This window comes from Nonomuraea typhae, from assembly GCF_009760925.1.
Taxonomy (GTDB): domain Bacteria; phylum Actinomycetota; class Actinomycetes; order Streptosporangiales; family Streptosporangiaceae; genus Nonomuraea; species Nonomuraea typhae.
Window position 1 is genome coordinate 204,258 of the sequence record NZ_VRLV01000014.1, and the last position, 14,941, is coordinate 219,198.

The 14,941-nt window shown below is 67.8% G+C and carries 11 protein-coding genes; 8 read left to right on the forward strand and 3 right to left on the reverse strand.

The genetic code is table 11. The features are described from left to right. Positions 1-155: 155 nt before the first annotated feature. From FVE25_RS40145 to FVE25_RS40170, 6 genes are all read left to right on the forward strand, one after another. Entirely contained in the window at positions 156-1,919 is a 1,764-nt protein-coding gene (locus FVE25_RS40145; RefSeq protein ID WP_157252734.1) for an ABC transporter ATP-binding protein, read from the forward strand. Beyond that, the gene (locus tag FVE25_RS40150) at positions 1,920-3,728 is read left to right on the forward strand and encodes an ABC transporter ATP-binding protein (protein WP_157252735.1); all 1,809 of its coding nucleotides are present in this window, start codon (positions 1,920-1,922) and stop codon (positions 3,726-3,728) included. Between the two features lie 319 nt (positions 3,729-4,047). Then, positions 4,048-4,248, forward strand: a complete 201-nt coding sequence (locus FVE25_RS40155) for a hypothetical protein (RefSeq protein ID WP_157252736.1) — start codon at positions 4,048-4,050, stop codon at positions 4,246-4,248. 220 nt (positions 4,249-4,468) lie between these two features. Then, positions 4,469-6,628: a protein kinase domain-containing protein gene (locus FVE25_RS40160; protein ID WP_157252737.1), complete on the forward strand. Its 2,160-nt coding sequence runs from the start codon at positions 4,469-4,471 to the stop codon at positions 6,626-6,628. Between the two features lie 110 nt (positions 6,629-6,738). Next, positions 6,739-6,978: a hypothetical protein gene (locus FVE25_RS40165; RefSeq protein WP_157252738.1), complete on the forward strand. Its 240-nt coding sequence runs from the start codon at positions 6,739-6,741 to the stop codon at positions 6,976-6,978. Further along, on the forward strand, positions 6,969-7,457 hold the full coding sequence (locus FVE25_RS40170) for a cysteine hydrolase family protein (protein ID WP_157252739.1): 489 nt from the start codon (positions 6,969-6,971) through the stop codon (positions 7,455-7,457). The genes FVE25_RS40165 and FVE25_RS40170 overlap by 10 nt, the downstream gene beginning before the upstream one ends. Positions 7,458-8,426: 969 nt before the next feature. Here FVE25_RS40170 and FVE25_RS40175 read toward each other — a convergent pair. Next, entirely contained in the window at positions 8,427-10,787 is a 2,361-nt protein-coding gene (locus FVE25_RS40175) for a DUF4132 domain-containing protein (protein ID WP_157252740.1), read from the reverse strand. A 163-nt stretch (positions 10,788-10,950) separates the two neighbouring features. Beyond that, the gene (locus FVE25_RS40180; RefSeq protein ID WP_157252741.1) at positions 10,951-11,142 is read right to left on the reverse strand and encodes a hypothetical protein; all 192 of its coding nucleotides are present in this window, start codon (positions 11,140-11,142) and stop codon (positions 10,951-10,953) included. A 75-nt stretch (positions 11,143-11,217) separates the two neighbouring features. Here FVE25_RS40180 and FVE25_RS40185 point away from each other — a divergent pair, with 75 nt between their 5' ends. Then, complete coding sequence (locus FVE25_RS40185; RefSeq protein WP_181019874.1) at positions 11,218-11,961, forward strand: TetR family transcriptional regulator; 744 nt, start codon at positions 11,218-11,220, stop codon at positions 11,959-11,961. A gap of 16 nt (positions 11,962-11,977) precedes the next feature. Continuing rightward, complete coding sequence (locus FVE25_RS40190; protein WP_157252743.1) at positions 11,978-13,453, forward strand: FAD-dependent monooxygenase; 1,476 nt, start codon at positions 11,978-11,980, stop codon at positions 13,451-13,453. 99 nt (positions 13,454-13,552) lie between these two features. Here the strand turns inward: FVE25_RS40190 and FVE25_RS40195 are convergent, their stop codons facing one another. Further along, complete coding sequence (locus tag FVE25_RS40195) at positions 13,553-14,704, reverse strand: ROK family transcriptional regulator (protein WP_181019875.1); 1,152 nt, start codon at positions 14,702-14,704, stop codon at positions 13,553-13,555. Between the last annotated feature and the right edge of the window lie 237 nt (positions 14,705-14,941).

The following is a 14,941-nucleotide window of genomic DNA, read 5'->3' on the forward strand; positions in this document are numbered from 1 at the left end:
ACGCCAGGCACCTCGGCACCCCGCTCACAGGCTTCGAACAGTGGGCGCACCAGTACATGCGGCCCGAAGCCTGATCCGGTGCCCGGATAACCGATACCGAACTGTCGGTCGAATTTGGTACAACGGTCGCCGGTGTGCTTGGCGAAGGGAAGAGCGTGACGACAAGGGCGGAGTTCACGGTCCCGGGTGCGCGCCATGATCGGCGGGGTCCGGCCCGCTGGATCTGGTCGCACCTGCGCCGCCAGCCGCTGTACCTAACCGGGTTCCTGGTCGGAGCGGTCGCGATGGTGGTGCTCAACGCAACCATCCCCGGCCTGGTCGGTGACGCCTTCGACGCCGTCCTCACCCGGCAGGACGTGCTCCCGATCGCCCTGGTGCTGCTGGGCGTCGTCGCGCTGCGCGGCCTGCTCGACTTCTGCGCGCGTCTGAGCAGCGAGCTGCTCGCCGGCCGGCTCAACCGCGACACCCGCGACGAGCTGTACGTCAGCCTGCTCGGCAAGAGCCAGACCTTCCACAACCGCCAGCGCGTCGGCGATCTGATGGCCCGCGCGGCCAACGACATCAGACAGCTGCGCATGCTGGTCGCGCCCGGCCTCGACATGATCGTCGACTCCGGTTCCCAGGCCGTCATCCCGCTGGTGTTCATAGCGTTCATCGACCCGCGGCTGCTGCTCGTGCCCGCGATCTTCATGGTCGCCTTCGGCCTTGCGCTGTGGCACTACATGCGGCAGCTCAACCCGGTCGCGACCGGCATGCGCGAGGAGTTCGGCACGCTGAACGCCGGGCTGAGCGAGGCCGTGCGCGGCATGGAGGTCATCAAGGTGACCGCGCAGGAAAACGGTGAGCGGCTCAGGTTCCGGCGCAACGCCCGGAGCTACCGCGACCTGTTCGTCCGCGAGGGCCTGGTCCGCGCCCGCTACCTGCCGACCCTGCTGCTCGCCGTGGCCATGGCGGGGGCCCTGTGGCACGGCGTCTACCTGCATTCCACAGGTGACCTCACCCTCGGCCAGCTGATCGCGTTCATGGGCCTGATGGGCCTGCTGCATTTCCCGACGAACGTGTCGACGTTCACGTTCTCGCTGGTCCAGCTGGGCTTGGTCGGCGCGCGCCGCATCCTGGAGATCATGAACGCCGAGACAGAGCTCGACCAGCACGCGGACGGCCACACGGCGCCGATGCGCGGCGAGGTCGTGTTCGAGGACGTCTCGTTCGGTTATGAGGGCGCACAGGTCCTGAAAAACGTGTCTTTCACGGTACGGCGCGGCGAAACGGTGGCCATCGTCGGCGAAACCGGCTCGGGCAAGAGCACGCTGACCAAGCTCGTCTCCAGGATCTTCGACGTCGACTCCGGGAAGATCCAGATCGACGGCGTGGACGTGCGCGACTGGAACCTCGACTCGCTGCGCTCGCAGATCTCCACCATCGAGCAGGACATCGTGCTGTTCTCCCGCCCGGTGGCCGAGAACATCGCCTTCGGCCTGGGCCAGCAGGCCAGCCGCGAGGCCATCGAAGCCGCGGCGGCCGACGCGCAGGCCGCGGAGTTCATCGCCGAGCTCGAGGATGGCTACGACACCGTGATCGGCGAGCGCGGCGTCACGCTGTCCGGCGGCCAGCGCCAGCGCCTGGCCATCGCCCGCGCCCTGCTCACCGACCCGGCCATCCTGATCCTCGACGACTCGACCAGCGCCATCGACTCCGGCACGGAGGACCTGATCCAGCAGGCGATCGAACGCATCCAGTCCGGCCGGACCACGCTGCTGATCACGCACCGGCTCGCCCAGATCCGCTGGGCCGACAAGGTCCTGCTGCTCCGGCGGGGTGAGGCGGTCGACTTCGGCACCCACCAGGAGCTGCTCGGCCGAAGCCCGCTGTATCGCCGGATCTTCTCCCACTACGACGAGGTGGAGGTGCCCGTCTAGATGGGTTTCCTGATGGACGGCCTGGAGGCCGAAGACTACGACCGCACCTACAGCGACCGCGACCTGCTCCGGCGCATCCTGCGCTACTTCTGGCCCAAACGATGGGCGATGCTCCTGGTCGCCCTGATGATCGTGCTCGGCTCCGCGGCACAGGCAGCCGTGCCTCTGATGATCAGCTCGGGCATCGACAGGATCGTCGCGGGCGGCAGCATCTGGGCACTGATCGGAGGCATCCTGCTCGCGGGCGCCCTCGGCTGGGCGTTCAGCTTCGTCCGGCAGTGGTTCAACGCCAAGGCCACCGGCGACGTGGTGCTCAGCCTGCGCGAGGACGCCTTCGACGCGGTCCTGGAGCGGGACATGTCGTTCTACGACGAGAACCCGTCCGGGCGGATCGTCAGCCGGGTCACCTCCGACACCGACGACTTCGCCAACGTCGTCGGCCTCAGCATGGACCTGCTCAGCCAGGTGCTGGTCGTCGGCTTCGTCACCGCGCTGCTGTTCACGCGCAGCGTTCCGCTCGCCCTGCTGACGCTGGTCATCGCGCCGATCGTGATCCTGTGCGCGCTGCAGTTCCGGCGGATCGCGCGCACCACCACGCGCCGGGCCCAGCGCTCGATGAGCCGGGTCAACGCCAACCTCAACGAGACCATGGGCGGGATCGCCGTCGCCAAGAACTTCCGCCAGGAGCAGCGGGTCTACGACGAGTTCCGCCCGATCAACGAGCAGAGCTACGCTGTGAGCCTGCGCCAGGGCTTCGTCTTTTCCAGCATCTTTCCGCTGCTGTTCCTCATCGCCGGACTGGCCGAGGTGGCGCTGGTCCTGGTCGGCGGCAGGTCGGTGCTGGACGGCGGGTTGTCGGCCGGCGACTGGTATCTGTTCCTGCAGGCCATCGCGTTCTTCTGGTTCCCGCTGACCTCGATCGCCGCCTTCTGGTCGCAGTTCCAGCAGGGTCTGGCAGCGGCCGAGCGGGTGTTCGCACTGATCGACGCGCCCGCACGAGTGGTGCAGACCGACGCGCTGCCGGTCGGCAGGCTCGCGGGACGGATCGAGTTCAGTGACGTGAGCTTCGGCTACTCCGCCGAGGTCCCGGTCCTCCAAGACTTCAGCCTCACGATCGAGGCCGGGCAGACCGTGGCGCTGGTCGGCCACACGGGGGCGGGCAAGTCCACGCTGAGTAAGCTCATCACCCGCTTCTACGAGTTCCAGAGCGGCACCCTCCTCATCGACGACCGCGACATCAGGACCCTCGACCTCCCGGCGTACCGCCGGCAGATTGGGGCGGTGCCGCAGCTGCCGTTCCTGTTCAGCGGCACGGTCGCCGACAACATCCGCTACCCGCGCCCAGAGGCCACAGACGATGAGGTGCTGGAGGCGGCCGTCGGCGTGGGCGGCGGCGACTGGATCGAGGCGCTGCCCGACGGCCTGGCCACCGACGTCGGCGAGTACGGCAGATCCCTGTCCATGGGCCAGCGCCAGCTCGTGGCCCTGGCCAGGCTGCTCATCCAGAACCCTGCGATCGTCGTCCTGGACGAGGCGACAGCCAGCGTCGACCCGCTGACCGAGGCCCAAATCCAGGAAGGGCTCGACACCGTGCTGGCCGGCCGTACCTCCATAGTGATCGCGCATCGGTTGTCGACGATCGAGCATGTGGACCGGATCATCGTGCTCGACCACGGCCGGATCGTGGAGGAGGGCGATCACGCCACGCTGCTGGCCAGGGGCGGGCGCTACTGCGAGGTGTACAACACCTACTTCAGGCACCAGTCGCCCAACTACCGCCCCGGCACCGGCTTCGTCACCGTCAACTAGCCGGCCAGGGCATGCTCGGGCCAGCTGTTGCCGTGGACGACGCAGCGCCTGCCATTCTCGCCGCGTTGAAGCCCTGCGGACTGCCAGCCGCGCCACCTTCGATATCGGCACATCGCGGAGCTCGAGTAGCGAGCGCCTGTCCGTCGCTCGAGTCGAGGCCGCGCCGACATCACCCGTACGACCAGCGTGCTCGGCTAGCGGCAGGCCGCGACCACCTGACCTGGCTCCAGAGCACCTCCAGGCGATCCCCGCCTGGCTGCCTGAAGAACGCGACCGCGTCGCCGCATGGAGCGCCAACCGCTGAGCACGCTCTGCGCCTATGAGTGCCAAGAATTCGGTCACCCTATGCGACCTGCGCGTGTTCGTGAATCAGCCCACCGAGACGGTCACGTCGGATCACTTTGTGCTGCTCACTGAAGGGCACGACCATCGGTTGCTCCGCCGGCTCGTGGATGCGGTTCCCACGCCTCCCAAAGTCGCCACCCGCCAGGGGGCCTGGGAACTACGAGATCTGATCTGATGACGAGGACCGTGTCGTGGTCGCTGTCGCGGCAGTCGTTCGCGTTCACCGAGTCCTTGTTGATCAGGTGGCGTCACCGCTTCCCGGCGCGAGCGCTCGACGAGCGAGGGCTGTACCTATACGCGCGCTCAACTACCTCCGAAAGACCCCGCCTGGCTTGGTAGACAACTCTGTCCTGTAAGGTCACCCTGGGCGATCTTGCCGACTTGGGTAGGTGCGGATGGAGGAGTTACAGCCGGGTGATCCCCGGAGAATCGGTCCCTTCCGTCTGGAGGGCCGCCTCGGAGGCGGGGGCATGGGCCAGGTCTTCCTCGGCTTGTCACCGGGTGGCCGCCGTGTGGCCGTGAAGGTGATCAGGCCGGAGCACGCGGCCGATCCATCATTCCGTGAGCGGTTCGCCCGGGAGGTGGAGGCGGCTCGGCGGGTAGGGGGCTTCCACACCGCCCAGGTGATCGACGCTGACCCCGATGCTCAGCTTCCATGGATGGCGACCGCCTACGTCCAGGGGCCGTCGTTGCATCAGGCCATTGCCCAGAACGGACCCATGGTCAGCTCATCAGTCCGGGAGCTGGGGGCGGCACTGTCCGAGGGCCTGATGGCGATCCACAGCTGCGGCTTGGTACATCGCGATCTGAAGCCCGGCAACGTGATCCTCGGCCCGGACGGTCCGCTGATCATCGACTTCGGCATCGCGCGGCCGTCCGATTCGACCGCGCTCACCTCCACGGGCGTCGTGATCGGGACCTTCTCCTACATGTCCCCTGAACAGATCGGCTCTGGAGTGGTAGGGCCGGCCAGCGACGTCTTCTCCCTCGGCTGTGTGCTCGTCTTCGCCGCGACCGGACGCGGCCCTTTCGATGCTCCGACGATCCCTGGAATCATCCACCGAGTCTTGAGCGGCCAGGCGGACTTCGCCGGGATGGAAGGAGATCTGCGCGCGATCGTCACCTCATGCTTGGCGAAAGACGCACCCCGTCGACCCGGTACGGCCCAGCTACTGGCCCTTCTCGGGGATGGCGAGCGGGAACCCGGCGAGGGCGAGATGCTGCCGCTAGCGAACCCTCCGGCGCCCGCCACCCTTCACGCTCAGACTTCCCTGTCGCAACCGCAGGCGACTGGGAAGGCCGGGCTCAGCCGCCGGACGCTTCTTGGCGGAGCGGTAATCGCGCTCTCGGGACTCGCGGGCGGAGCCGCGGCGTTCCTTCATTCCGCGGGCCGCGACCGGTCTCCCGCAAAGGCGCCGAGAGGGATCGTAGCTCCTCTGTGGTCCACGAGGCTCGACAGCACGACCACGGACCTCAGGCTCGCCGTGGCGGACAACACGATGCTGATCCATACCAGTAGAGGGCTGGAAGCCTTCAGCCTGACAGATGGTCAGATCCTATGGAATTCGACCACCATGAAATTCGGGGTCACCCTTCCAGAGTCCAGTGACGAGGGCCTCTATCTTCTCAAGACCTGGATACCGGTCAGCAGATCCGACCCGATCACGGGAAAGGAGCTGTGGACGGCAACGCTCCCGGGCAAGGTGGAACCGTACGCCTTGTTCAGCGTAACGCCGTCACTCGTCATCGTTAGCGACGTGCAGGGCGCGATGCACGGGCTCGACGCCCGAACGGGAAAGCTTCTGTGGACCTCCGGCGCGGGCCGGGGACGAGCATGGTCACCCGCGGCGGCCGTATGCCGTGGCTCTGTCCTCATGTTCAGCGCTCATTTGTCGACCGACTCGCAGCCCTATATGGCTCTCGACGCCGCCACCGGCAAGAGACGATGGTCGAAAACAGGTCACATCGTGGACGTCACCCTCGCGGGGAAGGAGCACGTCTACCTACTCGACGCACGCACGGGAATCGTGGCCCTCGCCCCCGACTCGGGCCGCCAGTTCTGGACCCGTCCCATCGAGACGAGGCATGAAAAGCCGACCTACAACCTGTCATATGCACCAGGATTTCTCTTCTCCATGATAGGCGAGGGCGAGACCCATCGGTTCACCGCCTTCGATGCCAAGTCCGGCGAGAATCTTTGGCCGGCGAAGGCGGCAACCGACGCGCCTTTCTATATGCTCGGCAACACTCTCTGCTACGTCAACGATGGCATCCACGCGATCGACGCCGCTTCGGGACGCACGGCCTGGAGCCTGCAGACTCCAGGCAAGCGGAAACTTATCGGCGGGGGCAACGATGTATTCATCGTCGCCGACTCCGATGGAATAGCAGGCATCAACGTCAATACCGGAAAAGAAGTCTGGAGCAGTCCCTTGCCGGCCAACGACGATGAGGGGTGGAAATGCCGTCGGACCAACGAGCTGCTCCTGGTCTACAACAAGACAGGAGCCCACGCCTTCGACTTCCCTGGAACCAGCTCCGCATTGATCATCTGAAGATCGCGACAACCGTCAGCTCATCCTGCGCCGCCCGAATATTGAGTTTCGTAGGCTGAGCCGCAGCCATCACGTTCTACCCGAACCTCATCAAGCCCGGCCTGACCGCGATGGTCGAGATCAGCATCAACCCAAAGCCGGCCAGGAACGAGCGCGACTCGCTCTGGACGATGGCCGCGCGCCTGACACCCGATCCGATCACACCCTGCCGGCTCGTGGACGCCCCTGAGGCGCTCCAGCGCAGCTGTGGACATGACCAGCGACAGGCTGAGCTGCCGGAACTGACCGAACTCCTGAGCCGCCGACACCTCCGCCGCGAGCAAGAGGACAAAATTGCCCCATGGCATTGACATTGATACTCATTGACTTACAGGAGTGGATCGTCGAGCGGTACGCACCCGACGACGGCATGGCCGCGGCTGTGGCCGCGGAGCAGGCACGGTGCTCGTTCCGAGCGTCGGGCGATCTTGTCATCCACGTACGACACCTGGCCCTTGACGGCTCGGACGGCGGGCCGGACTCACCGAGGACACGCTTCGTCGATGCGGTGACAGTTGAGGACGGCGAGCCGATCGTCAACAAACACGACCGCAGCGCTTTCGCGAACACCCCATTGGACGGCATGTTGCGCGACCGTGGCGTCCGCGACGTCGTGCTGGCCGGGCTGGTAACTGAGGGCGGCATCGCGAGTACCGCCGTCGACGCGCTGCGGCTGGGCTATAGGGTCTCCGTACTCCTGCCGGCGATAGCCGGGAACACACCGCAAGGACACCGCGAGGCCCTCAACGACCTGCGCAATCGAGGCGTGACGTTACGGGATTGGATTTAGGCTGCCTGCTCGACGCGAGACCAGGAGAAACCGTGGGATGAGTCAGCCGCGAGTTCACGGTTGCCGGAGTGGTTGAGGCCCGGGGTACCAGCGCCACTCGTTCTGCTCGCCACAGGGAGCGCTCGGCCGTACAAAGACCGGCACGCCGATGCGGTGCTCCTCGAAGGGCGGGGCTCAGGCGAGCTGGCGGAGGGCCTGACACGGGCAGTTCATGGGCAACCGGGCGCCTGCACCCGCTCCGCCCCAATGGGGGCAACCATGCCCGGCGCCTCACCCACCTTCTCGACTAGCCCCATGGAAGGTTCGGTCTGTTCATCGGGTAAGTTCTCCCAGAACTCCAGGATCTCCCTATCGATGGCAACCGGATCGGCGGTGCCGAGCCGGTCGGTTCTGCAGCCCACGCTGTGCCAGGCGCCCGCGCTGACCACCACCGAAACCGCGAGTCCAAGAGCACCTAGAAGAACCACCGCTGTCGTTCGTAGCCGCACTTCACTCCCCAGCCACCTGCCTCGTTGCCAGGCAATTCTGGCTGACTTCCATCACATGCTGGCAACGCAGACTCCCCGCCCTCTGGGGGGTGAGGGAGGTCACGTCCGCGGACGTGTCCGCCAGGACTGCGCACCGGACCGTCCGGTGGTGAGACAGGAGACGAACGGGTTGCGTAGAACGATCCACCTCCTCGCCCGTGGCTCTGAACTCGGTATTTCAGCCTGCCTTGGGAGGCATCAAGCACGCCACTGCCTGCGCCCATACAGTGCCCACCGCCAATCTGCAGCATCGTGACGCAGGACGCCCAGCAGCCGGCAACGGAGGCCACCTGCTCGCCACCATGGCGCCCTGCCCTACCGATATCTTCGAAGGGGTTCCTGACGCCGGCGTCCGCGCGAGCTGCGTACTCCATCGGCCGGCTCTAACCGCGCAGACCCAGAGACCTCATCACTCTCCGTTGTCCGCCCGATGCGATTGGCGTCACGTCGATGCCGAGACGAGGGAAAGTTGCCGAGTGATCGTCGGGTCGGTGATCGCCGTGTCGTTGGCCAGAAGATACGCCTTCGAGAGGATCACCGACAGTGTCCCCCCGTCGTCCTCGAACGGCAGGAACACCGATCCGCCCGCATCCCCGCTCGCCGGGACGATGCACAGGTACGCGTCGTTGGGCTCCATCAGGATGTTCGTCGACCCCAGGTGGATCTTGTACGTCGTCAGATCGCCCCGCACGACAAGGAATCTGTCGGTCAGCTCGACCCGGGAGGCGATCTTCAGTTTGGGCAGCAGCCGCGCCAACACCTCGCGCCGGGTCTTGGCCGTCTCCGTCAGCTCGCCGAAGCCGTGGGAGTGCCAATAGCGTTCGTGGCCGATCAGCGCCTGGTCGTCGCGGGCGACCGAGGCCACGCCTACGGCCAGGTCGGCCTCGCGGAGGATCTCCGACAGGACAAGCGGCGGCAGATCGGCCACCGACGCCGGTTGCCCGTCGCGGTGGAAGGTGATGCCCTCGGTGGCGCACAGCATGGTGGTCTCGGCCCCGGGGGCGGAGACGATGTGCATGGCCCAGCGGGCCTGCCAGCCCGCCAGGTCGCGCACCACCTCGCCCTGGTCGCCGCCGTTCTCGTAGTCCCAGTTGCCGATTGACCTGCCGGTCCAGCCGCGCTGGCCCAGCAGGGTCCGGGCCTGGCCGTAGCGCAGAATGTGACCGGCGAAACGGCTGGAGAAGGTGCCGGTCCGCTCCTCGGCGGGGGTCAGCAGGTAGAGCTCGCGAAAGACCTGCTTGAACGGCTGGCGTACACCACTGTCGAGAAGATGGTCGCGCCAGGCCGCCACCTCGCCGGCGGTCGCGTGGATCGGGTGCCACATGCCTGCCACGGCGTCGGGGGCGGGGCGGTGGCCGGCCAGTTCCCAGCCGTCGGCGGTCTTGACCGGCAGAGCCGCCGGGCCGCCGGCGATCTGCCAGAGCAGGGTGCGGGCGTAGGGGCCGGTGACGGGATGGTCGAGGAAGTATTCGGTCACCTCGCGCCAGTGCCACGTCCGTTCCTGGACGATCGCCTGTTCCAAACGGGACCGCTCGGCCGCCTGCGCCAGCTTGAGCTCCTTCAGGATGGCCCGCAGATCGGACAGCTCCGCGCGCAGATCCTTCGGCAGCGACTTGACGGTCTTGCCGGCGGCGTTCACGTAGCGCAGGGCGGGCACGTCGGCGCACAACCTGACCCGGTAGTCGCCGATCCTCTCCTCGCGGACGCCGTCGGCGTCCAGCCCAAAGGTGGGGACCGTCCGGTCGAGCAGCTGCTCACGGGTCAGCCCGCTCTCGACGGCCACCGCGTCGAGGGCGAGACTCAGATTCCTCTGTACGGACCTCGCGCGCACCTTCGCCTGGATTCTGGACAGCGGGACGATCACCTCGAGGCCACCCCTGCGAGCCAGGACTCCGACGGCGGCATTGGTGACAGGCTCGCAGCGGCACGTGGAGCCCATCCCGTTGCTGCCGGTGCCGCAGGTCATCGCGACGTCGGTGACGAGCGAGGTCACCCAGCGCTCGTCGATGACCTCGCAGGTCCACAGGATGCCACGCACCACGACGATGGTGTCCTCCTTGAGGAAGACCTTGTCCCACCACTCCTCGTCGTCATAGCGGACGACCCAGTCTCCGCCCCGGTAGGCCACCAGCCGCGTCAGCAGCTCACGGACCAGAGCCACCGCGCCGGGGCTGAGCATCCGCGCGGCGTTCCGCAGCCACCGGGCGCTGGGTTTGGTCGAGCGGGCGGTGTTCCAGTGGCGAAACAGCGGCAGCACCTCGACCAGACGCGGGCCGTACTCCTCGGCCAGCATGCGGGCAAAGTGGTCGGTATCCCCTATCTCTGTCCGGACCACCCCAGCCGGGCCGTGCTCGGCAGGTTCGGTGAGCAGCTCGCTCACCTGCTCGGCCAGAAGCGCCCGCGCATCCTTCAGCCACGGTCCCGACGTCAGCCAGCGCAGCAATTCCCGGCGCCGCTGGTAGCCGAACCGGCGCGCGGCCGCGAGCGGGATCCGGAACAGCTCCTCATAGCGGGTGTGCCCCTGCCGCACCCAGTACCCGGCCCGCTCCATGAGGTGGTGCGCTTCCCGGTAGGTGAAGTCGATGTCGCGCTCGGCCACCGACCGGACCACGCGCAGCACCCGCTCGTCGTAGTCGTGGCCGCCTTCCGGCCCCAGCCAGAGCTTCATCTGCGCGTAGGTGCCGTAAACCCGCCAGTCGACGTCGGGTCCGGGCTCGAGTCCCTGCTCGGTGAGCTCGTCGAACCGCTGGTAGGCAGCCCTCGTGGCCGGGTCCGTGTGGTCCCATCTGCCCGCTGACGTCATGACACGGCTCCACTGGTGACGGGGAAATGCTGGCTGATCATGGATATCAGGCAGAACCGACAAACCCCCTTCCGTGGTTCGGACATGTCTCCGGCTGACCCACCACCGGCCGGGAGTTCGAAAAGGTTCTGGATGCCGCGGCCTCGGGGTTGCGAGGTGCCGGTCATATCGGATCAGTGGCCGGCATCTGCAGGGCAAGCAGGCGGGCGAGCACAGCAAGGGCACCGGCGTCGTGCTGCTCCTGGCACGCGATCTTCACCGTGGTCCCGACGTACGGCTCAAGCGCCCGCACGGCGACCTGCACCATCACCTTGAGCGGAGACACCACCGACACAGCCCGGACGATCTCGATCACCGGCCTTCTCCGTTCCGGCCGGAAAGCTGTCGGCGAGGCGAGACAAGACTAGAAATCTCATCTAGTATGTCTCACATGGAAGCTCGCGACCGTCTCGTCCAAGCCGCGCAGGAAGCGCTGGCCGCGGACGAACGGGTCACCATCGACTCCGCCGCGCGGCGGGCGGGCATCTCCAGGTCCACGGCCTACCGCTTGTTCGGATCCCGCACTGCCCTGCTGGAGGAGCTTCGGATCAAGGCAGAACCGGACACCAGGCAACGGATCCTGACCGCGGGGATGGAGCTCCTGGCCCTTACGGGCCTGGCGGAGTTGTCCATGGATGACGTGGCGGCCAAGGCCGGGGTGTCGCGGGCGAACCTCTACCGCCTCTACCCCGGCAAGCAGGCCCTGTTCCAGCAGCTTATGCGCGTGGAGTCACCCCTGATGGTGATCTCCGGCGTGCTGGCCGAGGCAAGGACGACGCCGGTCGAGGAGCTCATGCCCGAGCTTGCCCGCGGCGTCGCCGGAGTCCTGCACAACCGCCTCGGACTGATCAGGCTGCTGGTAGCCGAGGTCTCCCAGATCTCTCCCGAATCCTCCGAGGGCGTCCAGTTCGTCTTCCAGGAGGGTGTCGGAAAGCTGATGAGCTACCTGGAAAACCAGATGGCCGGCGGCCATCTGAGGCGTATGGACCCACTGCTGGCAGCACAGTCCTTCGTCGGACCGCTGCTGCTGCACCTGCTCGCCCGGCCGCTCACACAGGAGCGACTCGGTCTCTCTCCCGAGGATGCGGCGACGCAACTCGCCGAACAATGGCTGCGTGGCATGCGTCCCGGCTGACGCGAAGGAGCCAACCATGGCGACCATCGACGTTCTCGTGATCGGTGCCGGTCCCACCGGCCTGGTCCTCGCCGCCGACCTTCGGCGGCACGGCGCCTCCGTCCGCCTCATCGACGCGCGCGCCGATCGCCTCGATCTCTCCAAGGCACCCGGCGTGCAGGCCCGCACGCTGGAGTTGCTCGACCGCCGCGGGCTCGCCCGAGAACTGATCTCCCGGGGCGCCCCCACGGACTCCGCCCGCCTGCACGTCAGCAAGCGCCGCACCACACGTTTCCCGCTGGAGATCGGGGCACGTGACACCCGCTTTCCCTACTTGCTCATGGTCTCGCAGACGGAGACGGAAGACATCCTGGAGCAGGCCCTGGACATTCCGGTCGAGCGGCAGACCCGGCTGATCTCCTTTACGCAGGACGCCGACGGTGTCACGGCACTCCTGCGCCGCGCCGACGGCACCGAGGAGGAAGTGCGCGCCCGCTATCTCGTCGGCTCCGACGGCGTCCGCAGCACCGTACGCGAGCAGCTCGGCATCGCCTTCGAGGGCGAGACCTACCCGCGATCCTTCCTTCTGGGCGATGTGCACATCGACGGGCTCGACCACGACAGCCTCCACATCTATCCCTCGCGGCAGGGCTTCGCCCTGCTGATCCCGCTTCAGCGCCCTGCTCCATGGCGGCTCATCGCCGTCGAGCCCGGCGTGCCGCGGGAGAACGCGCCGGAGCCCACCGAGGCCGATCTCCATGACGCTTTGCTCGGGCTCAGCGGGGGGACGCTCAGCCTGCGCGATCCGGTGTGGATCAGCCGCTTCCCCGTGCACTGCAGGATGGCTGCCCGCTTCCGCGACGGCCGGGTCTTCCTGGCCGGGGACGCCGCTCACGTGCACAGCCCAGCCGGCGCGCAGGGCATGAACACCGGCATGCAGGACGCCTGGAACCTCGGCTGGAAGCTCGCCCTGGTCGCCACCGGGCGCGCTCCGGCGGAACTGCTCGACTCCTACGAGGCTGAGCGCATGCCCGTCGCGGCGTACGTGCTGAAGTTCACCGACCGGATCTTCTCCATCCAGGCCTCGCGGCACTGGCTGATCTCCGGGCTGCGGCGACTGCTGATCGGTCCGTTCGCGCGGCTGATCTCGCTTGCACGACCGCTGCGGCAGCGGGCCTTCAGGAGGATCTCGCAGCTCGGCATCGAATATCCGGACAGCCCGGCGATCACGCCTGGCGCCGGTCAGCGCCTGGCCGACCTGGAACTGCCCGACGGGAACTGGCTGCATGAGCTGCTCCAGGGGCCCGGATATCACCTGCTGACCCCCGAACCGTCCAACCTCGGCCGGAGCTTCCTGACCGTGCATCAGGTACCCGTGCCGGAGGCTCTCCTGGTCCGCCCCGACGGCTACATCGCCCACCGTGGCCAGGCAGGTCTGGAGGCGTATCTACACCGCTGGCTCCAACCGGAAGGGGTACGGCGTGCCAGGCCGCAACCCGAGGCCGCGCCGTAATCGCGGTCCGCGGTACTTTCCCGCGGCATGAAACCGCCGCGGTCAGCATGGCGGCCCCGTTCCGCTACCCGCTACGGCGGGCGGGCGGACCGGGCGGCGTCAGCGGCCGAAGAGGTCGTCGCGGACCGTGGCCAGGGCGAGGTCCATCGCGCCCGCCAGCACCGGGTTCCCGGCCACCTCCGACCCGCGCACCTCGGGCCGCGTCGGGATGAGGACGTGGAGCTCGCGTTCCACGAGGTCGCGCAGCCGTTCGCCACCGGCCTCCACGACGCCCCCGGCCAGCACGATCAGTCCGGGGTCGACCACCGAGGCGATGGCGGCCAGCCCGACGGCCAGCCGTCCGGCCACGACCCGCAGGCCCGCCGCGGCGTCCTGGGCCGCGCGCCCTGACTCCCCCGCCAGGGCCGCGGCGGCGCGCACCGACGCGCGGAAGTCATGGCAGTCGATCCCGTAGGTGCTGAACAGGTCGCGGATCGCGCCGCCCCCGCCCACCGACTGGAACCCGTGGCTGCCGTGCCGTCCGCCGTCGCGGGCGGTCACCGTGCCCGAGATCGGCATGTGGCAGACCTCTCCGGCGGCGCCGAAGAAGCCGCGGTGCAGGCGCCCGCCGATCACCAGGGCCGCGCCCAGTCCTTCGTCGGCCCACAGCAGGACGAAGTCGGAGCAGCCGACGGCAGCGCCTCTCTCCTGTTCGGCCAGCGCGGCGAGGTTGACGTCGTTCTCCACGCTGACCTCGGCGCCGAGCGCCGCGCTGAGCGTGGGCACGAGGCCGGGCAGGCGCCAGCCCGGCATGTCCTCCTCCGCGACGTGGCCGAGGCGGCCGGTGGCCGGGTCGACGGCTGCCCGCACGCCGATGACCACCCTGCGCAGCGGTCCGGGTGGGGCCGCGCCGCCCAGGGCCGCGCGCAGCCGCTCGGCGGGCGGGTCGCCGGCGGGGCCCGGGGTGGGCAGCAGGTGCTCGCCCACGACGGCGCCGGTGATGTCGGCCACCCGGACCTCGATGCCCTCGGGGGTGACCCCCATGGCCGCCACGTGGGCGGCGGCCGGGTTGATCCGGTACGTCTCGGCGTTGCGGCCGGCCTGGCCGGAGCGCATCCCGTCGCTGACCACCAGGCCCGCGGCCTGAAGGCGGGCCAGGAGCTGGAAGGCGGTCGGCTTGGACAGGCCGCTGAACTCGCCGAGCTCGGGACGGGTCAGCGGGCCGCGCTCCAGCAGGACCCGAAGCGCGATGCGCTCGTTGATGGCGCGCATCAAGCTTGGAGTCCCGGGTTGTGGGGGGTTCACGGCTTCAGAGCGTATCCGAGTCCCCTGTTCACATTTCTTTAGTTAATAAATTTTCCTAACTCCCAGCTCGATGCCACCTTGACCCCTTGACTCGCCATCACAAGGAAACCCGCTGTTCAGATATGTGAATGCGCAGAGCGAGATCCAATGACTTTCAGTAAAGCTAGGGCTTGCATCTACCGCCGCGGCCTCCTACGCTCCGCA

Coding starts and splice junctions, on each gene's coding strand:
- FVE25_RS40155 (WP_157252736.1), top strand. CDS start 4,048: ATGAGTGCCAAGAATTCGGTCACCCTATGCGACCTGCGCGTGTTCGTG.
- FVE25_RS40185 (WP_181019874.1), top strand. CDS start 11,218: ATGGAAGCTCGCGACCGTCTCGTCCAAGCCGCGCAGGAAGCGCTGGCC.
- FVE25_RS40150 (WP_157252735.1), top strand. CDS start 1,920: ATGGGTTTCCTGATGGACGGCCTGGAGGCCGAAGACTACGACCGCACC.
- FVE25_RS40195 (WP_181019875.1), bottom strand. CDS start 14,704: ATGCGCGCCATCAACGAGCGCATCGCGCTTCGGGTCCTGCTGGAGCGC.
- FVE25_RS40165 (WP_157252738.1), top strand. CDS start 6,739: ATGGTCGAGATCAGCATCAACCCAAAGCCGGCCAGGAACGAGCGCGAC.
- FVE25_RS40190 (WP_157252743.1), top strand. CDS start 11,978: ATGGCGACCATCGACGTTCTCGTGATCGGTGCCGGTCCCACCGGCCTG.
- FVE25_RS40170 (WP_157252739.1), top strand. CDS start 6,969: ATGGCATTGACATTGATACTCATTGACTTACAGGAGTGGATCGTCGAG.
- FVE25_RS40160 (WP_157252737.1), top strand. CDS start 4,469: ATGGAGGAGTTACAGCCGGGTGATCCCCGGAGAATCGGTCCCTTCCGT.
- FVE25_RS40175 (WP_157252740.1), bottom strand. CDS start 10,787: ATGACGTCAGCGGGCAGATGGGACCACACGGACCCGGCCACGAGGGCT.